This window comes from Acerihabitans arboris, assembly GCF_010131535.1.
Classification (GTDB): domain Bacteria; phylum Pseudomonadota; class Gammaproteobacteria; order Enterobacterales; family Enterobacteriaceae; genus Acerihabitans; species Acerihabitans arboris.
Window position 1 is genome coordinate 44,114 of the sequence record NZ_WUBS01000008.1, and the last position, 22,584, is coordinate 66,697.

Here is a 22,584-nt window from a genome sequence, read left to right on the forward strand (position 1 = left end):
CGTTATGCGGCGCGGGCCGGGGGTTAATGCTTCAGCGTCTTGATGTATTGCCGATAGTTCTCGTCCAACTGGTCGGTTAACTGCTGTGGGCTCTCCTTGCCCGCCAGCAACAGCTGCACATGCTCTTGCAGCGCATTGATCATGGTGGGCGTGGCCCAGTCGATATAATGGCCCAGGCCGTCATAGTCGCTGACTTTGATCCAAACACGGTAGATCTCGGCCAATAGCGGATTATCGGCCGGGAGTTTGGCATTTTTATCGGCGCTGGCCGGCAGGAAACCCGCCTTCAGCCAGGCCTCCGCCATTTGGTCGGAGACCAGGTAATTGATGAATTTGGCCGCGATATCACGCTGCTGCCGGGTTTTGGCGGTCGAGGTAATCGAGAACGGCAAATCGGTGCCGCCCACCATCAGCGGCGATGTGACCCCGGGAAACGGCGGCAGGTCGGCGAAATGGATATCCTTGTTTTCCTGTAACTGCCCCATGTACCAGGTGCCGCTGATAAAAAAGGCCGCCTGGCCGTTCTGGAACAGCGTGGCGGCGTCATCGTTGCCGATACCCTGGTAGCCGGGGAAGAAATACCCCTTGTCCGCCCACGTTTTCATTAACGTGGCCGCCTTTAACAGTTTTTCATCATGGAACGTGCCGCCTTTGCCGTAGATCAGATCGTCAAGCGGCTTTCGATCCTTACTGTCGATCTGATCCTGCCAGAGCATCATCAGCAAATGAGGGCCGCCGTTGCTATCAAGCAATCCCATCATCATGGGCGCGATGCCCTGCTGCTGCAGTTTTGACAGGGCCGCTTCAAACTCATCCATATTTTCAGGCACCGCGATGCCCGCCCGATCGAGCAATTTCTTGTTGTAATACAAGCCGACCATTTCACCGAGGCTGGCCACACCATAAAGATGCCCTTCACCGAAGTCATTATGATCCGACCAACGGTTACGTTTTAAAATGGAGGCGGAGAACCGCTGTTCCCAATGATAGATCTTGGCGTAATCATCTAATGAATAGAGCAGTTTTTCATGTACCAGCGCACCCATATCGCCGCCGCCCTGATTGACCTGCGCCACCTGGGGGCCTTCGCCGGACGTCAGCGATAGCTTCAGGGGAATGCGCGTATCGGCGGAAGCATGGACGGAACGATCGAGCCTGAGGCCGGGATTTTGCTGTTCAAACTGCGTAACGGTCTGTTTCATCAACGTATCCTGGGCGGGATAGTTCCATACATCCCAGGTGGTGAGGGTTTCCGCGTGCGCGCCGCTGAGCGCGCAGATACCGAGCAGGCTTCCCGCCAGCGCCAGCCTGATGCGATGGAGGGTAAGTCCGTCCGCGCGGCGAGATGACCGGCGGTAAGCATTGACTAAATGGGACATGGTGGTACTGACCTCCATCACAGGAAAAATAAGCCTATTCCTCCGGGGATAAAACGACATAGGGTCACCGGCGGAAAACGGCTGACAGGTTGTCCTTTAATACTTACTTTATGATAAAAATAAAGTCAATGTTCTTTTATTTATCACTGGTTCACTGCGGGCCCAAGATAAAAAAACGGGTTAAATGATGGATTCGAGGATAATCCTGAGATAAAACAGCACGGGAATAGCGTTAAGGGCCGTTATATCGAGTATTGAACGGTGTGATTTTTTGTTTTGTAATTCATGCTGTTATTTATTGTCCTATCGTTTTATCTTATGGCTTGGCGCCATAAATACGCTGTTTCTCACGCGGAGAAATCGTAAACTGATGTTTATGCATCATTAAATTTATCCGGCAATAAAACGGTCATCACTTTTATGTCTGGCCAATGTCTTTTTGCGGTTTCCATCACTTTCTTGAGCCATATAATATAATTATTATATCTTGCGAACTAAGTATGTTTTCCTTAGTGTATCAATCCTTCTTCCTGGTTAACGCAACGGAGACCGGCTGTTATGACCTCTTCCCCGCTATTGATCAGACAGGCCGCGGAGCGCGATCGTGCCGCGTTGTCCGACATCTGCCTGAAAACCGCCAATGCCGGCACGGACGCCAGTGCGCTTTACAGCGATCCGGCTTATCCGGGGCTTCGTTTCGTGATGCCCTACGCCGTGTTTGAACCGGAACTGGCGTTTGTACTGGTGGAAAACGGCCGCACCGTCGGTTATGTCGTTGCCGCGCGCGATACCGAAGCGTTCGAGCAGCGGCTGCTGCGCGACTGGTGGCCGGGGCTCAGGCAAAACCTGGCCGATCGCCGGCCGCTGTTGCCGCTTGATGAAGGGGTGCTGGATTTTATTCGCCAGCCACAGCCCAAGGACGCCGGGTTGACCGAGCGGTATCCGGCGCACCTGCATATCAATATCCTGCCGCGGGCCCAGGGCAACGGCCAGGGCAGGCGAATGATTGAAACGGAGCTGGACGCGCTGCGGCGCGCCGGCGTCTCTGGCGTGCATCTCGGCGTAAGCCTGAAGAATGAACAAGTCTGCGCGTTTTATGAGCGGCTCGGGTTCCGGTTGTTACATCGGAGCCAGGCTATCTATATGGGACAAACGCTGTAAACGGGGACGTAGATGGCCAACGTAGAACTTCGTGCGATAAAAAAATCCTATGACAAAATCAATGTCATCCACGGCATCGATCTGCAGATCCAAAGCGGTGAGTTTATTGTATTTGTCGGTCCCTCCGGCTGCGGTAAATCGACCCTGCTGCGGATGATTGCCGGTCTGGAGGCGATATCAGGCGGAACCCTGAGCGTCGACGGCCAGGATATTACCCATAGCGCGCCAACCGATCGCGGCATCGCCATGGTATTCCAGTCTTATGCGCTGTATCCCAATATGACGGTTCGCGGTAACCTGCGTTATCCGCTGGAGGTGGCTAAATACAGTAAACAGGATATTGAACAGCAGGTTAACAGCACCGCCGCGGTGCTGCATCTTACCGAGTTCCTCGATCGCTTACCCCGCGCGCTGTCCGGCGGCCAGCGCCAGCGGGTGGCGATTGGCCGGGCGATTATCCGCAAGCCGCGCATCTTCCTGTTTGATGAGCCGTTATCCAACCTTGACGCCGACCTGCGCCTGAAAATGCGCATCGAAATTGCCCGTCTGCATGAGGCGCTGGGCAATACCATGATTTACGTTACGCACGATCAGCTGGAAGCGATGACGCTGGCCGATCGCATCGTGGTGCTGCGGCAGGGTCGCATTGAACAGGTGGGCGCGCCCCTGGAGCTGTATCATGATCCGGATAATATCTTTGTCGCCGGATTTATCGGATCGCCGAAAATCAATTTTCTGCCGGCCACGGTCGTGCGCAGCGAACCGGGCTGGGCGCGCCTGTCGGTCCCCGCGCTGGCATTGGACAACCTGGTGGTCCAGGTGGCCGGCGCGCTGGCGCGGGATCGTCCGGTCACCTTGGGTATCAGGCCGGAGCATTTCCTGGCGGCCGCAGGGGCGGAGGTGCGGTTTTGCGGGGTGCTGGACTTTGCCGAGCGGTTGGGCCATACCAATTACCTGTACTTGAATACCGGGCGGGACGAGGCGTTGGTGATTGAACAGCGGGCGCTTACCGCTATCAGCAACGGTGCAACGCTGACCCTGGGCATCGATCCGGCGAAATGCCTCCTGTTCAGCGAATCCGGCGAACGGATCCGCTAAGTATCCTATGCGTCCTCGTCCGCGGACGAGGCTATCGCATCGATGAGTCCGTTGACCGCGAACCCCGCCGCCCCCAGCGCCCACATGCGGCTTGAATCGGTCAGGTAGCGCAGCGGGATCACCTGCGGCGTGAGTTTGAGCCGGTATTGCTGGAAATGCGTCATGATTTGATCAAGCAGGATCCGCGAGGCCATTTGCGGCTCCATCGCCAGGTACACCACGTCCGGATCGAAGGCGATCGACAGGTTGGCCAGCGAAATGCCAATGTGCCGTCCGGCGGTGGTCAGGATATCCACCACCTGATGCGACGGCCAGCCGTCCACTTCCTGCAGGCTGCGCGGCGGCCCGTTTTCCGGCAACGTGGCGGCAATACTGTTTAATATCGCTCGCGAGGACGCCACTTCCTCAAGGATCGCCGCCGAACCGTCGCCGACCAGCGCGTTGCCGATTTCGCCGGCGTTGCCGTGCCGGCCGCGGTAAAGCTGGCGTTCGAGAATAATGCCGGCGCCGATCCCTTTACCATAAGTGGCGATGATAGCCGACTGCGCGTCGCCCAGTTGACCGAACACCAGCGAGGCCAGCGCCATGGCGTTGGCGTCATTTTCGATATAGACCGGTATCGCGAACCGCTCGGACAACAGGCCGGCAATCGGGACATGGCGCCAGTCCAGTACCTTGGAACGAATACAGACCCCGCTGAGCGGATCCACTATCCCGGAGATGGCCAGGCCGATCGCGCCGACTTTGCTGGTTTCCACCGATTTAAGGAATTTCGCCAGCGCGTCGCCGAGCTGTTTTGGCGTTAGCGCGCCGGTCGGCATCTGCTGTTCGCCGATCAGCTTGCCGACTAAATCGGTCATCACGATCAAATTACGCTCGGCGTTGAGCTGTACGCCCACCACCGAGGCATAGGCGGGATCGATACCCAGCAATATCTTGGGCCGTCCCATGGATTCCCGGCGCAGGCCCAGCTCATGAATAATCCCTTTCGATAATAACCGGTTGGTCGCCTGTGAAACCGTGGACATGCTCAGGCCGCTGCGGACCTTCAGGTCGGATTGACTGATAGGCGAGTGTTCAACGATCAGGCGTAGAATGCGTGGGGATACGGTCGGCGCGCTCATAGCTGGGCTGTTTTATCCTTGTGAAGACGATAACGGGTGTGCCGGCGGGGCCTGGACGTAAGGCCCCGCGCCGCCGGCCAGTCGCAGCGCGCCGTCCAGGGCGTCCGCGCAGGGTGCGACGATATGCTTGCGCCAGCGGGGGTTCAACCAGGGCAATACCGGCTGTGAGATACCGCCCATCAGGGCAACCTGTGGCGAGCCGGCGTTCACCAGACAGGCTAACATCAGATCGATCTCCTGTGCCAGCTGGCGCACCAAATGAACGCCGTTAGGGTCGTCGCGCCGGGCAAAATCAAATATTCGCGGGGCAAACGCCCCCCAGTCACGGGGGCCGGCGGACTGGGCCCAGTGCAACATGGCCTCAGGCGAATGGTCGAAATCCGCCATCAGGGCCTGCGTTAATGCGGACGCCGGCAGGATACCCTCATGGGCCTGCAATGCGCGGCGCAGCGCGTGACGTCCCAGGATAGCGCCCGAGCCCTGATCTCCCAGGCTAAAGCCCCAGCCGCCGATAGAATGGAACCGGCCGCCGTCAAACGCCGTGGCCTGGCTGCCGGTGCCGGTAATCAGCACCGCGCCGGGCCGGCCTTGATGAGCGCCAAGACAGGCGATTTCCACATCGGAGGCAATATGCCGGGCCGCGAACGGCATAGGCCAGCTTTCCGCCAGCTCCCTGACGTGCCGCACATTGGCGCCGGCAAAGCCGAACCCCGCCCGCGCGCCGGCCTGTTCGGACGACGGTAGGCCGGCGAGGCGGAAGGCCTGGGCCACCAGCGCCAGCGCCGTGGCCAGGGCATCCGCCGTATCGCTGAAAATATTGGCCGCCCCGCCCCGGCACTCCGCCAGCAGGCGGCCCCGGCTATCGATCAGGCGCACGCGGCATTCCGTGCCGCCGCCATCCACGCCCACATAAAAATTTGGTTGCAACGTTCCGCCTCCTTTTGGCTCTTGATGACATGAGTTGCCGCCAGGGACGCTGTGGAACTGACGTGTCGAGCGGAAAAGATAGGGTAAAAAAACATAAATCGCAATAATGAAAAAAATATCACATTCTTATATTTTAATAAATCATTAAATTTCAATGTAATATGTCGTGCCATCATTTTTATGTATTGGTTGATAATTGACATTACTTTTGTAATCGTAATAAGTTCAAGGCGAAGAAACGGTGATTCATCATGGGCGGCGGGGGCAACCAACATGAAAGCAGGTATTGTCGGACTGGGTTTTCGCATGGCGAACGTGGCTAAGGAATTCAAGCAAGCCGATGCGGATTTTACCATAGCAGGATTCGCCGACCCGGCACCGGCCGGGCTGGAGACGTTAACGCAATTCGGCATCGATGCCGGACAGGGATTCGGCACGCTTGATGAACTGCTGGCGGCGGGCGGTTTTGATATGCTGATGGTGGGCTCGCCGAATTACCTGCATCTGGAGCATATCCGCGCCGGGCTGGAAGCCGGGCTTATCGTCTTTACCGAAAAACCGGTGGTGATAAACGAAGAGCAGACCATGGCGCTGGCGGAGCTGGTGCGACAGTACGGCAGCGATCGCATTATCGTGGGCCTGGTGCTGCGTTATTCGCCGCTGTATGTGGATTTACTCCGCGCCCAGGCGCAAAACCAATTGGGCGAAATCACTTCCATCGAGGCTTGTGAGCATATTCCACCCTGGCATGGCGCTTTTTTCATGCGCGACTGGCGGCGTTTCGAACGCTTCGCCGGGGCGTATATGCTGGAAAAATGCTGCCACGATCTGGACCTGTACCAGGGGCTGATTGGCGCGCGCGCCATGAGCGTGGCAAGCTTTGGCGGCCGCAAATCCTATACCGCCGCGCATGAACCGCACGGGCCGGTGATTACCGCCGCGTCTGAAGTGTATCACCGTAAGCCCAGCGGCTGGCACAGCACCGATAACGTGTTTACCAGCGATGCGGATATCATCGATTACCAGACCGCGATCGTTGAATATGCCACCGGGGCGACGCTCTCTTTCCATGCCAATCTTAACGTGCCGGATTATTTTCGCCGTTTTTGCGTTATCGGCAGCGACGGCATGGCGGAAGGGGATTTTGTGCGTAACTATTTCCGCGTCCATGATGCCCGCAGCGGCGACAGGCTGGAGGACAAAACCTATGAAGGCTACGGCGACGCCGGTCACTATGGCGCGGATACGCAAATGGCGCAGGGCGTGGTCGACCATCTGCTGCGCGGCGTACCGTTGAAAGTCTCTATTATCGATGCCATGGAGGCCGGCCTTACCGCGATTAAGATAGACGAAGCGCGTAAAAAGAGATGCCTTATCGACCTGACGGAATGCTGGCAGCGCTTCGATCGCAAGCTGGGACGCACTGCCTGACCCGTCGCCAATGCCCCTGGCGCGCTGACGTTATTCCCATCGCGGGTAGACGGTAATGCGCCTTTGCCTTTCAATGGTTTTTGTAATCAATCGCCCAGCCTTTTGACCATCCCGCCCTGATACCGTGCGAAACAGCCTGTGGACTGATAGACTTGGTAAATCATCCTGCGGCGGATAACCCTCACAATCATGGCGGCCCAATGAAATTAGTCACTCAAGTTGCAGAACAGCGGAAATTATTGGAAAACGCGGTAGCGCAAGCCTTGGAACTGGCCGGCGCCGGCTCGGACGCGGCGGAAGTGGCGGTAACCAAGACCACCGGCATCGGCGTCAGCACCCGTTATGGCGAAGTGGAAAACGTTGAATTCAATAGCGACGGCGCGCTCGGCATCACCGTTTATTACCAGCAGCGCAAGGGCAGCGCCTCGTCCACCGATCTCAGCCCGGACGCGATTGCCCGCACCGTGGGGGCAGCGCTGGATATCGCCCGTTACACCTCTCCCGACCCGTTCTCCGGCCCGGCGGATAAAGATCTGCTGGCCTTCGACGCGCCGGAGCTGGATCTGTTCCACCCGGCGGAACTGGACGCCGAACGCGCTTGCGACCTGGCATCCCGGGCCGAACAGGCGGCGCTGAACGCCGATAAGCGTATTACCAATACCGAAGGCGGCAGTTTCAACAGCCATTACAGCACCAAAGTCTACGGCAACAGCCACGGCATGCTGGCAAGCTACAATAGCAGCCGCCACTCCCTCTCCAGCAGCGTTATCGCCGAAAGCGGCGGTAATATGGAACGTAATTACGCCTATACCATCGGCCGGGCGTTTGAGGATCTACGCTCGCCGGAGTGGGTGGGCGAGGAGTGCGCCCGGCGCACCCTGGCGCATCTGAACCCGCGCAAAATCCCTACCCAACAGGCGCCGGTGCTGTTTGCCGCCGAGGCGGCGACCGGCCTGTTCGGCCATCTGGTCGGCGCCATCAGCGGCGGCAGCGTCTATCGCAAGTCCACCTTCCTGCTGGACTCACTGGGTAAGGCGATTTTACCGGATTGGCTGACCATCGAAGAGCATCCTCATTTGCTGAAAGGATTGGCGTCGTCGCCTTTTGATAGCGAAGGAGTGCGCACCCAGGATCGGGCGATCGTCAAAAACGGCGTATTGCAGACCTGGCTGTTAAGCAGCTACTCGGCGCGCAAGCTGGGGCTGAAAAGTACCGGCCATGCGGGCGGTATCCATAACTGGCGGATTGCGGGCCAGGGCCTTGATTTTGCGGCATTGATCAAAAAAATGGATCGGGGACTGGTGGTTACCGAACTGATGGGGCAAGGTGTGAGTGCCATCACCGGGGATTATTCCCGAGGAGCCGCCGGCTTCTGGGTGGAAAACGGTGAAATTCAGTATCCGGTAAGCGAGATTACCATTGCCGGCAACCTGAAGGATATGTGGCGCAATATTGTCTCCGTTGGCGACGATATCGAAACCCGCAGCAATATCCAATGCGGATCGGTGTTATTACCGGAGATGAAAATCGCAGGTATTTAACCGGGATTCATAATAATGAAACACAAAGCAATAGCAATGTTGTCGTTAACCCTGTTTATCGCCGCCCCCCTGGCGGCACAGGCGCGAGATCTCGGCGAGGATATGGATATCCTTAACGCCAACTATAGCGCGGTAATGAAGAGCGATAATCCCGCCGCGCTTAAAAAGGGCCTGGCGGGAATGCATGAAGCGGCGCTGGACGCCCGTAAAGGCACGCCGCCGAAGTTGAAAGGGCAGCCGGCGGATAGTCCGCAGATGAAGGATTTCCGCCAGGGCATCGACACCCTGATCGGCCAAATCGAACAGGCGCAGGCGCTGGCCGACAAGGGTGATACCCAGCAGGCGCAGACGCTGGCAAAGCAGTTCCAGCAAACCCGCAATGAGAACCACGCCAAGTTCCGTTAATGCCGTTCCCACCGTTTGATAAACCGGCGCTCAGCCTGCACCAGGTGGCCGGTTTTTTTTATCAGCGCGCCGGCGACGCCGGAGTCAGGGCATGAAACGCCGCCGAAAAAAGCATGGCCATCAGCCAGGGGTCCTGGTTATGGCGATGAAACGGATGACCGGCGTTCATGGCCTGGTGCAGATGCGCCAACAGCTGGCAGAAGAGATCGGCATTGCGGGTGATCATGGCAATCCTGGCCGTGACTTTTTTACGAAACAGCTGTTGGGCAAGCTCCCGGTCCGTCAGCAGGAAATAATGTTTAACCTGCTCGGCCTGCGGCAGGCTTATCAAAAAGTTGATTTCCCCCTGCGTCATGTCCCCCGACCATAACCGCCTGATAACAGATGGGAAATCAACGCTGTTATAGCGCGCGGCATACTGTTCCCCGCCATTGGCGCCACTGCCGTCGACCGCCTGGCCCAGGGTGGCGAAATCCTGATCCGGGGATAATTCACCGCAGCCATAACGGCAAAAGTGAATGTTAAACTTGTCCTGCGGGCTAGCGCGGCCGTGATGTCCCCCGTTGATTATTATGCGTTTAAGGGGATCGGCACGCAGGGCCAAAACGGCAATCCGCGGCTTATCAAATTGAGCCACCCAGATCCGGCTGAAGCGTTCGTCGATATGCCGTTGAATGACATCGAGCGTATTTTCCAAACCTTTGTTAAACCAATCCATGGCTTTGCGCCGGGTCTCGGGGTCCGGATCTTTTGCCCTGAGGACCGAGAAGAGGTTATCCACCAGAAATTGTTGCTCCTGGCGTTCTGCGGCGTACAGCAGATCCCTTAATATATGGCGGCAGGAGATCAGGGCATCCCCGAGCTGCATGGCCATGGCGTTATAAGGTGGGTTGGCCGGTATATCCTGTTGCGACAAACCATACACCATAATCTGGGTTACCCCGGCGTTGAGCATCATCTTATCGGCGGTCAGGATTAAAGAATCATTAAGCACGGGCGTCCCTCCGTACCCGCGCCGATAATCGGGGGCAACAGGCGTTTTCGCAGGCAGTGCGGGGTTAACGCCTCCCGGCACCGGGTGTTGAGGAAAAAATTCCATATTGGATATGGAGAGAATGAATTTTTTCAGCGCGTCATTGAAGCGGATAAAAAGATGATAAGCGTCCTTAAACCCCAGCAGGTAATGCCCCCCCTGGGCGAGATTTTCTATTTTTATATAATGAATGCCAATTTTTAAATAGCTTATACGCTGCGCATCCTGCGCTATTCCCAGGCTGTTGATTGGCGAGAGGGATTTACCCTTGCAGCATAATTTATCCATATTAACCATGACATGTTTAAACAACCGTATTGAAACAAAAGCATAGTCCGCCATGGCAACGGTATTGGTGATAACGGTTTTGAAGCGGGAGTCGGTGACGCGGCCAAACTGCCAATGGACGCTACCGTTGATATTTTCCATATAGACCGGATATCCCGGCCGTGGGTGATGGTTAATATCATAGACTTCATAAAACTTCAGCTTATTATTAAAACGCAGCGGTAATACGGAATGATATATCCTGATCGCCGTCACGTCATCCCTGCGCCGGCCATTTTTCAGCATCAGGCTTATGGTAAAATGCGATTGGCTTTTCCCCAGAAGATTGGTCATCATTCTGCGGGTATATCCTTGGGGATAAACGGCAAGTTTGGCCAGGATGCGTTCTTCACCAGGCGTGGCGTCGGGCAGGGTTTGCCAAAGCTTGATATCCTCATTGGCAATATGAAAAAATTGGTTAACGCTGAGCTTTATGTTCGCCGCCGGCTGGGCGTAACCTGCGTCATCACGCGGCAGAATCTCGCCAAGGGTTGCCCGCAATATCCATAATGCGCGGCTCACCGTATCGCCGCGCGGTACGGCGTGGCGCGAGATATACAGCGGGGAATGGCGGGCGGTATACTTGTTATCGTTAGCGGGCTGCGCGGCGCTAAAGGGTACCAGGGGATTAACATATAGGATATCGGTGATATTGCCGATGGTTTTGGCCACCGCCCATAACGCCTGGAGGCAAGGCTGGGCCAGCTTTTCCGCGTCGCTGGCGGCGCGCGCCCGTTGCCTGCGGCCCAGGATAGCATGCAGCGGCCCTCCCACCGGCTGATCCAGCAGCATGACGCGATCGGGATAGTCATCAATATGGGCCAGCCAGCGGTCCACGCCCCATTTGCCAAACAGGGACTTACCGTCCATGCGTTCGCGCAAAGCGAAATGAATGGCAATCTCCTTGCGTTGCGCCGGGTCCTTACAGTGTTTTATTATCCAGCGCCTTAAGCCGCCGACGCCATCGAATATCCTGAAATGCCTGAGGCCGTGCGGCAGATAAAGGATCACCGTATTATCCCCGGTAACGTTAATAACAAACATATCGGTGGCCTGGTAGCCGTTGATATCAAATAGATGCAATGTCGTTTGGTGGCCGCCCTCATTTTCCAGGCCCAGGCCGTGCAGGATAATCCCGATTATCCTGTCGGTTAACTGGCTTTGTTCGGCGCGCAGATGCGTTAATATATTGATGATATTGGCGATGTTATGCTGCTTGTGATTATGCTGCCAATACGCGTCCAGCGCGCTGAGATAGGGCGTGATGATATCCATCTCGTTTACCAGCTGAACAAGCTGCGAGGGTTTTACCGCTACCTGGGGCTTATGGGTAAAGGTCGGCACCGGCCGGTCCGTATAGTAAAGTCCGGCGTAACGGTCGACTGAGTGGATTTCATCATAGTCCTTGTCGAACAAATGATTCAAAATATAATCAGCTAAGGTGAGCGAGTGGGTAATATCGGCAATATGGCTCCAGCCGGTGATCGACTCCTGGTCGCGGTAAGCGGTATTAAAATAGTGCAACCAGCCTTTTTCCACCGCCAGTTCCACGCCGAATTTGGCCTTGACCTGTTGTTTTACCCGCGCCGCGACAATATTTTTCAGCGATGGAAAAGCATCGCGCAAATAACGGTTAAGCCCCGCATCGTTTGCCGCGGCCCGGGGAGGGTATCCGGTGGCCTTTACCGTGACTATCCCGGTTGGCCTGGTCTTGCCCGGCGCAATATCGGCCGCCGCCGCGCCGGGCAGCAGGGAGAAGTGGGGCAGGGAGAAGTGGGGTAGGGAAAACCCGGATAAAGACCTCCTCAACGATTCCAGCGCATAAGGCGGGGAAAGGCGCAGGCCATAGTCGGGCAACCAGCCGCTGTTATCGCCCAGGTCGGTGAACGCCGCGCGCCGGCCGGCGGAAACAGGCGGCGCCCTATGATGCCCTGGCCGGATGGGCCGCGGCGGGATGATATCGCGCGCCGCGTGGTCGCGCCCGCTCACCTTGCCGATAGCATAATAACTTTCCGCCGTCCGCTCCGCCTCGATCTGGTTATTATGGTGCATCCTTACCCAGTGTCGGGCCAGCAAACGCCCGGCCGCCTGTTGTTTTTTTTCCATCGGGTTCAGGATTATCCGGCCGAAATCATCGGCCTGTTCCTCGCCCTGCGCGGCGGACGCCGCGCAGAGTGATTGCCAGCACTGGCATGCCGTGGTAAATACGCCCGCCAGCATGGCCGGTATTTTTAAGCTGGTCCGATGCGGCTGCGGCACATCCCAACCCTTACAATAATACTGACTGACCAGCGCCAGCACGCCAAGCAACAGATAGCCGTTTTCAGTGGTTATCCTATCCGTACCGTAGTTTAGCAGGCCGTTGAGGGTGGGGCCGAGGTGTCCTTCAATATATTCTTTTAAATAACCGGCTAAAGGAAACAGGTGATTTGAGCGCGATAGCATATAATTCACGCACAGCGGCAGGCTTGATGCCAGGACCGTGCTGATATCCTGGCGATTTTTTACCACATGGTAAATGGAACAGGCGCTATCGAATACCGCCAGCGGGATGCCCCATCCCATTTTACCGCTAAATCGATTGGCCTCATGGGATATCGCCATTTTCGCTAAATTTTTTACTAAACGCTCCATATCCTCGGTCAAGGTTATAACAGGAGATTGTATTATATCAGCGCAGTGATATTTAATTTCATTTTCAGTACAGGACCATTCTATATAGGGTTCGCAATCGAAAAAAATCTCATCTAAATCATTTTCATTAGTAGGGTTTTTTCGTATGTTTTCATAGGTGATATGCATTAATCTCTCTCTTTATCTATAATTGACTCTATTATGATTGAAAAATGTTTTTATATATTTTGTTATACAGGGGGGGTGATAGACACGCGGCGCGTGTCTTTATATGATAAACATCCCGAACGGAGTAATCTTTACGATGGCAGGTTAATTACTTTTGTTTTTTGTGGCGGTTGAGCCGTACTGGTAGCGATTGGCCGCCGCCGGGACCCGTATGTCGCCGCCGATCGTTATCGGCAGGCAGGACGCGGCCATTGTTTATACTTATCATTGCCGCCGCCGTGTTACCGCTTTCGCGCGCAGGGAAATAATGTGGTAAACCGCCATGCCCGGTATGGCGCGCCTAAGGAGCTGATGCCTTATTGGCAATAGGTAAGACGACAATAAGTTATTCTTATAGTTTTGACGCGATGTAAAATGCCCCGCTTTCACTCCTTCTCCGGCCAGATTAACTGTCCATTGTCATGGTACCAGTGAATTCGCGCTGTTTAGGGTAATAATGCGAATGAGATCACTTAACCAGGCTTTATTTCCGCTTCAAAGTGGAAATATAACGGCTACAAACCTGCCGCCGCAGCGGCTAGGGTAAATCATCAAAGCCGGCAGGAGCGGTAGTGCTTATCCGCGCTGGATTATTTTTATTATGGACGACGTAGGAGCAAAGAGTGGCCGATAAAGCCGTATCAGCGAGCGGGGAAGACGATCGCGGCGCATTATCCGCGGCATTGACCGAAAAGGTACTGGCGGAAATCATGAATATGCTGGAGGCACGCGGTATCCAGGCTAATCCGGTGCAGGAGCAAATGCTGAACTCGCATGTACGCGCCATGGTCATGCGTTCCTTGACCGGCGAGCCGTTGCCGGAAATTGATAAAAGTTTATTTGACGAGATTTCGGCGGACTCGATGGTGATGGCGGAAAAGGTGGTGAATCTCTTGGATAATTTACCGATAGAAGAAGCCTATTTATTATCGGTTCATTTCGAAGTAGCCAAAGATAATAACGCTTAACGGTATGTGGGAGAATCAAATGGCACAGGTAACGGTAGTGATAGGCGATCGGTTGGGCAAAGGGCAGAAAGTGGCCCAGGGCATCGAGGCGGCGGGGGGCAGGGCAATAGTGGTGCCCGGCATGGCCGCGGATATGAAGCTGGGTGATGTGATGAACAGCGAACAGGCCGACTTCGGCATTTCCTTTTGCGGCAGCGGCGGCGCCGGCGCCATTACCGCGCAGAATAAATACGGCTATAAAGCCAAATACGGCATGCGTTCGATTGAAGAAGGCGTAACCGCTATCCAGGAAGGCAATAAAGTGTTGGGCTTTGGCTTTATGGATAAAGAGGAACTGGGGCAGAAATTAGTCGAAACCTGGTTAAAAAAATATGGCAATGTCTGATGAAAGAACAGTCGGTTTTAACCATACAGGTGTCCGGCAAAGGTGAAACCAAAGCCGCCGCCTTCGCCGCCGCATTAAGTCAGGTACAGCCGGCGGTAATGAAAGCCACCGGTTGCGTGTTGCTGCGTATTGAACCGCAGGAAGTAAAAATAATCCAGGCGGAAGAGAAGCGGGTCACCGAGAAATTCCTTTTTTTCTTTTTGCCGCGTGAAAAGAAAAGCTACAGCGTCGTGTTGGATATTACGGTCGGCATCATCATGATCGATACCGAAAAAGTCCCTTTTACCCTGGGTTAATCCGGCGGGTAAATTATGAAAGGATAATCCGATGTTTCTTATCATCTTAATAAAATCACTTATCATCGGCGGGCTGGTCGGCGTCGGGGTAGGTGCCGGGGCGGCGCGCATGTTCCATGCGCCAACCGTCCAGGGTATGGGCGCGTTTCGTACCTTGGGTGAACTCAATTCCTGCGAAGGGGATCCCGCCTCTCATTTCTCCTTCGGCCTGGGCTTTTTCTTTAACGCCTGGGCATCTTCGGTGGCCGCGGGTTCCTTTACCCAGGATGTCGACCATCGCATTATTCCTCACTGGGGCGCGGCGGCGCTGATGATTAAAAACCGCCGGCTCGGCGAAACCATGCACGATCCAAAACGCATGGCGTTCGCCTGCGGCATCATCGGCATGCTGGTGGTGGCGTTCCTGAATACCACCGCCTCCGCCGTGCCCGCCGCGCTGCAGGTTACCGCCATTAAAGTCCTGGTGCCCGCCGCCAATATCCTGGTGAATACCGTCATGCCGGTTATTTTCTGGCTGGCGGCGATTGACGCGGGCAAGCGTTCCGGCTTTTGGGCCACCATTTTCGGCGGCCTGGCGCAGCTGATCATGGGCAACGCCGTACCGGGCCTGGTGTTGGGCATCCTGATCGGCAAAGGCGTGGAAGAGGGCGGCTGGAACAAAATCACCGGCATCATGATGGCGGCGATTATCGCCCTGTTTGTCCTCAGCGGTTTCTTCCGTGGTTTCGATATGAAAATGCTGCAGTCCTTCAGCCTGGGTGTTCCCGGTTGGCTGGACGGCATCCATAACACCCTAAGCGGTAAATAGCTTTCACAGGAGCCTGAAAATGGAAAAAACAAAACGCGGCTTTTGGTATGCCGACTGGTCGTTCCCGATTTTTGTCGGGTTGCTTTCCGCCGGGATTTTTGCCGGGACCCATATGTATTATCTGTATGGCATCGGCGCCTTTAACGAGGTGGCGTTTGTCGCCATGCTGCGCACCGGTATCGACACCGGGGTCTATGGGGCGGTGGCCGCTTTCGGCGCCAGCTTCCTGTTTGCGCGCATCATCGAGGGATCGCTGGTGGGGATCCTGGATATTGGCGGCGCGTTGCAAACCGGCGTCGGCCTCGGCGTGCCGGCGCTGCTGCTCGGCGCGGGCATCAAATTTCCCCTGCAGAATTTTATCGCGTCGCTGGCGACCGGCATGGCGCTGGGCCTGGCAATCGGCGGCCTGATTATCCTGGCGCGCAGGTTCACCATTAACCAGAGCAATTCCACCTACGGCGCGGATGTGATGATGGGCGCGGGCAATGCCTCGGGACGTTTTCTCGGGCCGCTGATTATCCTTTCCGCCATTACCGCTTCGATTCCCATCGGCTTGGGATCCCTGGTCGGGGCGCTGCTGTTTTATCTGTGGAACAAGCCGATTACCGGCGGCGCCATCCTCGGCGCGATGCTGCTGGGCGCGCTGTTCCCGGTGGCGATCGGTTAATGACCTCGCGGGCGCCGCCGCGCCGCCGCGGGCGCCATAACCCTGTTGACATCCCGGTCCATGTCCCCCGGCGACGGCCGGGGAGCATAAGGAGGACGCTTGACACCCTTGTATGATCTTATTATCAGGCAGGCAAGGCAGCCGGACGGCAGCCTGATCGATATTGCCGTCCTGAACGGCCGCATCGCCGCCACCGGCGGCCTGTCGATTGGCGCGCGGCGGGAAATCGACCTGGCCGGGCGCTATTACGCCAGCGCCGGCTGGATTGATTCCCATGTCCACTGCTACCCCGCTTCGCCGATTTATCATGACGAACCGGATAAAGTGGGCGTCGCCGGCGGCGTCACCACGGTGGTCGATGCCGGCAGCACCGGCGCCGACGCGGTGGATGATTTCTATCAGCTGGCCCTGGCGGCCAAAACCCGGGTATACGCCCTGCTGAATATCGCGCGCACCGGCATCGTCACCCAGGATGAGCTGGCGGATATGGCGCGCGTCGATAAGCGGCTGGCCGGCGCGGCGATTGCCCGCCACCGTGGTTTTATCGTCGGCATCAAGGCGCGCATAAGCAGCAGCGTAGTGGGCGATAACGGCGTCAAGCCCTTGCTGTGCGCCAAGGAGATCCAGCGGGAAAACGGCAACCTGCCGTTAATGGTGCATATCGGCAACAATCCGCCGGATCTGGGGCGAATTGCCGATCTGCTCGACGCCGGGGATATCATTACCCACTGTTATAACGGTAAACCCAATCGCATCCTGACCCCGGCGGGAGAGCTGCGCGCCTCGGTGCGCCGGGCGCTGAAGCGCGGCGTGCATCTGGATGTCGGCCATGGCACCGCCAGCTTCAGCTTCGAGGTGGCCCGCCTGGCGATAGCGCAGGGGATTTATCCCTATACCATCAGCTCCGATATCTATTGCCGTAATCGCATCGACGGCCCGGTGCACGGCCTGGCGGCGGTGATGGCAAAATTTTTCACCCTCGGCATGACGCTCGGGCAGGTGATTGACTGCGTGACCCTGCATGCCGCCGACGCGCTGCGCCTGGCGCAGAAAGGACGGCTTATGCCCGGCTGCGATGCGGATTTAACCCTGTTTGAGGTCCGCGCCGCCCCCTGCGTCTTCACCGACGCGCACGGGCAATCCGTTGCCGGGGAACAGCAGCTGATCCCCCTGGCGGCGGTAGTGGCGGGCGTGTGTTGGTTAACGGACGAAGGAAAAAAATCCCATGTCTTCGATTTATAGCAAGTATCAACTGAAAGAAGTGATTAACGCCTCGGGGCGCATGACCATCCTGGGGGTCTCCACGCCTCGTGATGATGTGGTTGACGCGGTCAATCTCGGGCTGAACCATTATTTTGAAATGAAGGATCTGGTGGATAAGACCGGCGCCTACCTGGCCGGATTGCTGGGCGTGGAGAACGCGGTCATCGTTTCCTGCGCCTCGGCGGGCATCGCCCAGTCGGTGGCGGCGGTTATCGTCAAGGATGATTTAAACCTGCTGGTCAACCTGCATGCCGCGCCGCTGACGGTGCCGCATGACATCGTGCTGCCCAAGGGGCACAACGTTAACTTCGGCGCGCCGGTGGGCACCATGGTGGCGCTGGGCGGCGGCAAGGTCGTGGAAGCCGGTTATGCCAACGAATGCTCGCCGGAGCAGCTGGCGGCGGCCATTGGTCCGCAGACGGCGGCGGTATTGTATATTAAATCGCACCATTGCGTGCAAAAAAGCATATTGTCCGTGGAGCAGGCCGCGACCGTCGCCCACGGCCATCATCTGCCGCTGATCGTCGACGCCGCCGCCGAGGAAGATTTGGCGGTGTATTATCGCCAGGGCGCCGATCTGGTGATTTACAGCGGCGCCAAGGCGATCGAGGGACCGACCAGCGGGCTGGTGATTGGCAAAACGCAGCCGGTGGAATGGGTCAAGCGCCAGGGCAACGGCATCGGCCGGGCGATGAAGGTCGGTAAAGAGGGGATCCTGGGCCTGGCCCAGGCCATCGAGAGCTACCTGGGGCGCGAAAAAGAGTCGGGCGAAGAAATGGTCGCCAAGATAACGCCGTTTATCGACCGGCTGAATACCTTATCCGGCATCAGCGCGCGGGTGATATGGGACAGCGCGGGACGCGACATCGCCCGCGCCGAGATGCATTTCGACGAGCAGGTATTGGGCATCGCCACGGCGGATATCGTCTCGGCGTTAAAAATGGGCGATCCGGCTATCTATTTTCGCGGCTATAAGGCCAACGCGGGCATTATCGAAGTGGATGTGCGCAGCGTTACGCCGGCCCAGCTCGATATTATTTGTTTACGCATCAGTGAATTAGGAACAGGACCTCGTCCATGAAATTAACTCCCAATTTTTACCGCGATCGGGTTTGCCTGAATGTCCTGGCCGGCTCAAAAGAGAATGCCCGCGACATCTACCAGGCGGCCGAAGGCCATGTGCTGGTGGGCGTACTGTCGAAAAATTATCCGGACACGCCGTCGGCCATCGAGGATATGCGCGCCTATGCCGGGCTGATTGACAACGCGCTGTCGGTCGGCCTGGGCGCGGGCGACCCGAACCAGTCGGCGATGGTCGGCGCCATTGCCGGCGTATTGCAGCCGCAGCATGTCAACCAGGTGTTTACCGGCGTCGGCGCCAGCCGCGCGCTGCTCGGCCAGCGCGATACCCTGGTCAACGGACTGGTGTCGCCCACCGGCCGGCCGGGTCTGGTGAAGATATCCACCGGCCCGCTCAGCGCTAAAGCGCCGGACGGTATCGTCGCCATCGAAACGGCCATCGCCCTGCTAAAGGATATGGGCGGCAGCTCCATCAAGTTTTTTCCGATGGGCGGGCTGGATCACCTGGAGGAATACCGGGCGGTGGCGTTGGCCTGCGCGCGTGAGGATTTTTATCTCGAGCCGACCGGCGGCATCGATCTGGACAATTTTGCCCGGATCCTGCAGATTGCGCTGGATGCCGGGGTCAAACGCATTATCCCGCATATTTACAGCTCGATTATCGATAAAGCCACCGGCAACACCCGTCCCCAGGACGTGGCCCGGCTTCTGGCGCTGGTAAAACAGCAGGTTGCCTAAGCCATGGTAAGATTCCCCAACCAGCGATTGGCCAACGTATTCGACGCCTTACAGGCGGAGTCGCTGCCGCAGGAAGAGCTGGCCAGGCGTTTTTCGGTCTCGACCCGCACCGTGCGGGCGGATATCCAGGCGCTGAACGCCATCCTGGCCGGGCATGGGGCGCGGTTTATCCTGAGCCGCGGCAACGGCTACCGGTTGAAAATCGACGACCAGCAACGTTTCGCCTCGCTTCGTGAGACGCCGCGCCACAATCGTACTCCCCGTTCCAGCGCTGAGCGCATTCCGGCGCTGATGGTGCGTTTTTTAAGCTCGGCCTACGCCTTTAAAATGGAGGATGTGGCCGACGAATGGTATGTCAGCCGCGGCACGCTGCAAAGCGATATGGCCGAGGTGCGCGAGCGGCTGTCGCGCTACGATCTGACCATCGAGACCAAACCCCGCCACGGCATGAAGCTGTTCGGCAAGGAGGCGGCGATCCGGGTTTGCCTGACCGATCTGATGTACTCCCTGTCGCTGGATGAACACGACAGCTACCTGCTGGCCAGCGGCGCGCTGCCGTTCGATATCCTGCCCCGGCTGACGCCGTCATGGCACCAAAGCCTGGTGGCCGGCGGTATTAAACTTACCGATGAGGGCGAACACTACCTGGCCCTGTACAGCGCCGTGGCGGTCAAACGTATCCGCGAAGGCTATCCGCTGCCGGATTTCCCGATGGAGGAGGTAGATGAGCGGATTAAAACCGCGTCCGCGCAGCTGGTGCGCCTGATCGAACCGCTCACCGGCAAGGGCTTTTCGGCGGCCGAGGAGAATTACCTGCGTATCCATATCGCCGCCAGGCGGGTACAGGACATCAATCCCTCGGCCATTAACGCCGACGATGACGAAACGCTGGTGGATTACATCCTGAACTATATCAATACGCATTATAATTATAATCTGCAAAACGACAGCCAGCTGCGCGCCGATTTGCTGACCCATATCAAGACCATGATCACCCGGGTGCGTTATCAAATCACCATTCCCAACCCGCTGCTGGCGAATATCAAGCAACACTACCCCATGGCCTATGACGTGACGCTGGCCGCCGTAACCAGTTGGGGCAAATACACCCCCTATGTCATCAGCGAAAATGAAATCGGCTACCTGGTGCTGCATATCGGCGTCGGCCTGGAACGGCACTACAATATCGGCTACCAGCGCCACCCGCAGGTGCTGCTGGTGTGCGACAGCGGCAACTCGACGGTGCGCATGATCCAGGCGATGCTGGCGCGTAAATATCCGCAGATCGCCGTGACGCAGGTTATCTCGTTACGGGAATATGAAAAGCTGACGTCGCTGGAGGAGGATTTTGTTATTTCCACCGTCAGGATCGGCGAAAAGAACAAGCCGGTGATGGTGCTGGCGCCGTTTCCAAGCCTTTACCAGCTGGAACAGCTGGGCAAGCTGGTGCTGGTGGATCGCACCCGGCCCTATATGCTGGAAAAGTTTTTTGCCGAACAACATTTTATGATCGTCGATCGACCGCTGACCCAGCAGGCGCTGTTTAAACAGGTGTGCGGCCAGTTGAAGCGGGAAGGCGTGGTGGATAAGGATTTTTACCCCTCGGTGGTGGAGCGCGAGGCTATCGTCAGCACCCTGTTGGGCGACGGCATCGCGCTGCCGCATTCACTGGGGCTACTGGCTAAGCAGACGGTGATTTACACCATTCTGGCGCCGCAGGGCATCGCCTGGGGCGATAATGAAACCGCGTATGTGATTTTCCTGCTGGCGATCAATAAGACCGATTATGAAGAGGCGATGGCGATCTATGAGCTGTTTGTCACCTTCGTGCGCGAACGTTCCATGCCCAGGCTGCGCGACAGCCAGGACTTTGCCGGCTTCAAGGCGGTGGCCATCGACAGCCTGAGCCGGGCGTGATCAGTCTTCGTCAAAACCGGCGTTAAACAGCTCGATTACCGCCGCCAGCGCCTGTATCTCATCCGGTCCGGCGGCTTCCACCTCGATCATGCGGCCTTTGGCCGAGTCCAGCATCAGCAGGGCGATGACGCTGCTGGCCTCCGCCTCGGTACCGCTATCGTTGCGCAGCAACACCTCAGCATCAAAGCTCTGCACCAGATCGAACAGCTTCATCGCCGGCCGGGCATGCATGCCAAGGCGATTTTTGATTTCTACCGTTTGCTTGACCGTCATGGTTTACGCTTTTCCAGGGTGCGGTGCCGGGACTGGACATTTTTACCGCGTGAACGAAAATAGTCCGCCAACTGCTCGGCCACATATACCGAGCGATGTTTGCCGCCGGTGCAGCCGATGGCCACGGTCAGGTAGCTGCGGTTATTGGTTTCCAGCATCGGCAACCATAACTCGAGATAACTGCGGGTTTGATAGATAAAGTTATGCACTTCGGTATGCCGGTCGAGGAAGGCCGCCACCGGTTTATCCAGCCCGGTCATCGGCCGCAGCTTGGGGTCCCAGTGCGGGTTGGGGAGAAAACGCACGTCAAAGACGTAGTCGGCGTCGATCGGCAGGCCGTGCTTATAACCGAAGGACTCGAAGACCATGGTCAGCTCGCGCTCGCGTTTGCCCAGCAGCCGGGTGCGCAGCATTTCCGCCAGCTCATGCACCGACATTTCCGAGGTATCGATGATCAGATCCGCGCGGGAGCGCAGCGGCTCCAGCAGCTCGTTCTCCTCATCAATAGCGCTTTCCAGCGACAGGTTCTTACTGGATAACGGATGCAGGCGGCGGGTATCGCTGTAACGCCGGATCAGGGTGCTGCGCTCCGCATCAAGGAACAACAGCTGCGGCGAAAAGCTTTCCGGCAGGTTGTTCATGGCGTGTTCGAAAATTTCCGGCGTCTCGGGCATATTGCGTACATCGATGCTCACCGCGGCGGAAATATTCCGATCCGCCAGGGTGGCGGCCAACTGCGGCAGCAGCACCACCGGCAGGTTATCGACGCAATAAAACCCCATATCTTCCAGCGCGCGCAGCGCAACTGATTTCCCTGAACCGGATCGACCGCTGACAATCATCAGCACCATGACGACTCCCCTCTGGTATTTTTATTGACCCATTGGCGACGCTTTCCGTTATAACGCCAATCAAACCCCGC

The 22,584-nt window shown here is 57.0% G+C and carries 20 protein-coding genes; 14 read left to right on the plus strand and 6 right to left on the minus strand.

What is annotated here, in order from left to right; genetic code table 11:
- Window positions 1-23: 23 nt before the first annotated feature.
- Window positions 24-1,379, minus strand: coding sequence for an ABC transporter substrate-binding protein (locus tag GRH90_RS12240; protein WP_162366235.1), 1,356 nt, complete (start codon window positions 1,377-1,379; stop codon window positions 24-26).
- Window positions 1,380-1,937: 558 nt separating this feature from the next.
- On the opposite strand from GRH90_RS12240, the gene GRH90_RS12245 reads away from it, so the two are divergent.
- Window positions 1,938-2,540, plus strand: coding sequence for a GNAT family N-acetyltransferase (locus GRH90_RS12245; RefSeq protein WP_162366236.1), 603 nt, complete (start codon window positions 1,938-1,940; stop codon window positions 2,538-2,540).
- A gap of 12 nt (window positions 2,541-2,552) precedes the next feature.
- Complete coding sequence (locus GRH90_RS12250) at window positions 2,553-3,638, plus strand: ABC transporter ATP-binding protein (protein WP_162366237.1); 1,086 nt, start codon at window positions 2,553-2,555, stop codon at window positions 3,636-3,638.
- Between the two features lie 5 nt (window positions 3,639-3,643).
- Here GRH90_RS12250 and GRH90_RS12255 read toward each other — a convergent pair whose 3' ends face one another.
- Both GRH90_RS12255 and GRH90_RS12260 read right to left on the minus strand, forming a co-directional pair.
- Entirely contained in the window at window positions 3,644-4,762 is a 1,119-nt protein-coding gene (locus GRH90_RS12255; RefSeq protein WP_162366238.1) for an ROK family transcriptional regulator, read from the minus strand.
- A 12-nt stretch (window positions 4,763-4,774) separates the two neighbouring features.
- The gene (locus tag GRH90_RS12260) at window positions 4,775-5,689 is read right to left on the minus strand and encodes a glucosamine kinase nucleotide-binding domain-containing protein (RefSeq protein WP_162366239.1); all 915 of its coding nucleotides are present in this window, start codon (window positions 5,687-5,689) and stop codon (window positions 4,775-4,777) included.
- 273 nt (window positions 5,690-5,962) lie between these two features.
- Between GRH90_RS12260 and GRH90_RS12265 the strand changes: the two genes are divergently transcribed.
- The 3 genes from GRH90_RS12265 (at window position 5,963) to cybC (ending at window position 9,066) form a co-directional block, all read left to right on the plus strand.
- Complete coding sequence (locus GRH90_RS12265; protein WP_162366240.1) at window positions 5,963-7,120, plus strand: Gfo/Idh/MocA family protein; 1,158 nt, start codon at window positions 5,963-5,965, stop codon at window positions 7,118-7,120.
- Window positions 7,121-7,320: 200 nt separating this feature from the next.
- Window positions 7,321-8,661, plus strand: coding sequence for a metalloprotease PmbA (gene pmbA, locus GRH90_RS12270; RefSeq protein ID WP_162366241.1), 1,341 nt, complete (start codon window positions 7,321-7,323; stop codon window positions 8,659-8,661).
- A 15-nt stretch (window positions 8,662-8,676) separates the two neighbouring features.
- Window positions 8,677-9,066, plus strand: coding sequence for a cytochrome b562 (gene cybC, locus GRH90_RS12275; RefSeq protein WP_162366242.1), 390 nt, complete (start codon window positions 8,677-8,679; stop codon window positions 9,064-9,066).
- 61 nt (window positions 9,067-9,127) lie between these two features.
- On the opposite strand, the gene GRH90_RS12280 is transcribed toward cybC, so the two are convergent.
- Complete coding sequence (locus GRH90_RS12280) at window positions 9,128-13,060, minus strand: dermonecrotic toxin domain-containing protein (RefSeq protein ID WP_162366243.1); 3,933 nt, start codon at window positions 13,058-13,060, stop codon at window positions 9,128-9,130.
- Window positions 13,061-13,890: 830 nt separating this feature from the next.
- On the opposite strand from GRH90_RS12280, the gene GRH90_RS12285 reads away from it, so the two are divergent.
- From GRH90_RS12285 to GRH90_RS12325, 9 genes are all read left to right on the plus strand, one after another.
- The gene (locus GRH90_RS12285; protein ID WP_162366244.1) at window positions 13,891-14,235 is read left to right on the plus strand and encodes a glycine dehydrogenase; all 345 of its coding nucleotides are present in this window, start codon (window positions 13,891-13,893) and stop codon (window positions 14,233-14,235) included.
- Between the two features lie 19 nt (window positions 14,236-14,254).
- A complete protein-coding gene (locus GRH90_RS12290) occupies window positions 14,255-14,620 on the plus strand; it encodes a glycine-rich SFCGS family protein (protein ID WP_162366245.1) in 366 nt (121 codons plus the stop codon).
- A complete protein-coding gene (locus GRH90_RS12295; RefSeq protein ID WP_162366246.1) occupies window positions 14,620-14,916 on the plus strand; it encodes a DUF4312 family protein in 297 nt (98 codons plus the stop codon). The genes GRH90_RS12290 and GRH90_RS12295 overlap by 1 nt, the downstream gene beginning before the upstream one ends.
- A gap of 31 nt (window positions 14,917-14,947) precedes the next feature.
- Window positions 14,948-15,724 (plus strand): DUF4311 domain-containing protein, encoded by a 777-nt coding sequence (locus tag GRH90_RS12300; RefSeq protein WP_162366247.1) that lies wholly within the window; start codon window positions 14,948-14,950, stop codon window positions 15,722-15,724.
- 19 nt (window positions 15,725-15,743) lie between these two features.
- The gene (locus tag GRH90_RS12305) at window positions 15,744-16,391 is read left to right on the plus strand and encodes a DUF4310 family protein (protein WP_162366248.1); all 648 of its coding nucleotides are present in this window, start codon (window positions 15,744-15,746) and stop codon (window positions 16,389-16,391) included.
- Between the two features lie 108 nt (window positions 16,392-16,499).
- Entirely contained in the window at window positions 16,500-17,633 is a 1,134-nt protein-coding gene (locus GRH90_RS12310) for an amidohydrolase/deacetylase family metallohydrolase (protein WP_162366431.1), read from the plus strand.
- Window positions 17,617-18,735 carry a DgaE family pyridoxal phosphate-dependent ammonia lyase gene (locus GRH90_RS12315; protein WP_162366249.1) on the plus strand — a complete coding sequence of 373 codons (1,119 nt, stop codon included), beginning with the start codon at window positions 17,617-17,619 and terminating at the stop codon, window positions 18,733-18,735. Before GRH90_RS12310 ends, GRH90_RS12315 begins: the two co-directional genes overlap by 17 nt.
- Entirely contained in the window at window positions 18,732-19,472 is a 741-nt protein-coding gene (dagF, locus tag GRH90_RS12320) for a 2-dehydro-3-deoxy-phosphogluconate aldolase (RefSeq protein WP_162366250.1), read from the plus strand. The genes GRH90_RS12315 and dagF overlap by 4 nt, the downstream gene beginning before the upstream one ends.
- 3 nt (window positions 19,473-19,475) lie before the next feature.
- Window positions 19,476-21,389 (plus strand): BglG family transcription antiterminator, encoded by a 1,914-nt coding sequence (locus GRH90_RS12325; protein ID WP_162366251.1) that lies wholly within the window; start codon window positions 19,476-19,478, stop codon window positions 21,387-21,389.
- On the opposite strand, the gene npr is transcribed toward GRH90_RS12325, so the two are convergent.
- Entirely contained in the window at window positions 21,390-21,662 is a 273-nt protein-coding gene (gene npr / locus GRH90_RS12330) for a PTS phosphocarrier protein NPr (RefSeq protein WP_162366252.1), read from the minus strand. It abuts the gene before it with no gap.
- Window positions 21,659-22,513 (minus strand): RNase adapter RapZ, encoded by an 855-nt coding sequence (rapZ, locus tag GRH90_RS12335; protein WP_162366253.1) that lies wholly within the window; start codon window positions 22,511-22,513, stop codon window positions 21,659-21,661. The genes npr and rapZ overlap by 4 nt, the downstream gene beginning before the upstream one ends.
- Window positions 22,514-22,584 lie beyond the last annotated feature (71 nt).

What these genes read in the sequence shown, in the direction of transcription:
- GRH90_RS12240 (WP_162366235.1), bottom strand. Translation starts at nt 1,379, where the DNA reads ATGTCCCATTTAGTCAATGCTTACCGCCGGTCATCTCGCCGCGCGGAC.
- GRH90_RS12290 (WP_162366245.1), top strand. Translation starts at nt 14,255, where the DNA reads ATGGCACAGGTAACGGTAGTGATAGGCGATCGGTTGGGCAAAGGGCAG.
- GRH90_RS12245 (WP_162366236.1), top strand. Translation starts at nt 1,938, where the DNA reads ATGACCTCTTCCCCGCTATTGATCAGACAGGCCGCGGAGCGCGATCGT.
- dagF (WP_162366250.1), top strand. Translation starts at nt 18,732, where the DNA reads ATGAAATTAACTCCCAATTTTTACCGCGATCGGGTTTGCCTGAATGTC.
- npr (WP_162366252.1), bottom strand. Translation starts at nt 21,662, where the DNA reads ATGACGGTCAAGCAAACGGTAGAAATCAAAAATCGCCTTGGCATGCAT.
- rapZ (WP_162366253.1), bottom strand. Translation starts at nt 22,513, where the DNA reads ATGGTGCTGATGATTGTCAGCGGTCGATCCGGTTCAGGGAAATCAGTT.
- pmbA (WP_162366241.1), top strand. Translation starts at nt 7,321, where the DNA reads ATGAAATTAGTCACTCAAGTTGCAGAACAGCGGAAATTATTGGAAAAC.
- GRH90_RS12305 (WP_162366248.1), top strand. Translation starts at nt 15,744, where the DNA reads ATGGAAAAAACAAAACGCGGCTTTTGGTATGCCGACTGGTCGTTCCCG.
- GRH90_RS12250 (WP_162366237.1), top strand. Translation starts at nt 2,553, where the DNA reads ATGGCCAACGTAGAACTTCGTGCGATAAAAAAATCCTATGACAAAATC.
- GRH90_RS12265 (WP_162366240.1), top strand. Translation starts at nt 5,963, where the DNA reads ATGAAAGCAGGTATTGTCGGACTGGGTTTTCGCATGGCGAACGTGGCT.
- GRH90_RS12280 (WP_162366243.1), bottom strand. Translation starts at nt 13,060, where the DNA reads ATGGAGCGTTTAGTAAAAAATTTAGCGAAAATGGCGATATCCCATGAG.
- GRH90_RS12325 (WP_162366251.1), top strand. Translation starts at nt 19,476, where the DNA reads ATGGTAAGATTCCCCAACCAGCGATTGGCCAACGTATTCGACGCCTTA.
- cybC (WP_162366242.1), top strand. Translation starts at nt 8,677, where the DNA reads ATGAAACACAAAGCAATAGCAATGTTGTCGTTAACCCTGTTTATCGCC.
- GRH90_RS12295 (WP_162366246.1), top strand. Translation starts at nt 14,620, where the DNA reads ATGAAAGAACAGTCGGTTTTAACCATACAGGTGTCCGGCAAAGGTGAA.
- GRH90_RS12315 (WP_162366249.1), top strand. Translation starts at nt 17,617, where the DNA reads ATGTCTTCGATTTATAGCAAGTATCAACTGAAAGAAGTGATTAACGCC.
- GRH90_RS12255 (WP_162366238.1), bottom strand. Translation starts at nt 4,762, where the DNA reads ATGAGCGCGCCGACCGTATCCCCACGCATTCTACGCCTGATCGTTGAA.
- GRH90_RS12300 (WP_162366247.1), top strand. Translation starts at nt 14,948, where the DNA reads ATGTTTCTTATCATCTTAATAAAATCACTTATCATCGGCGGGCTGGTC.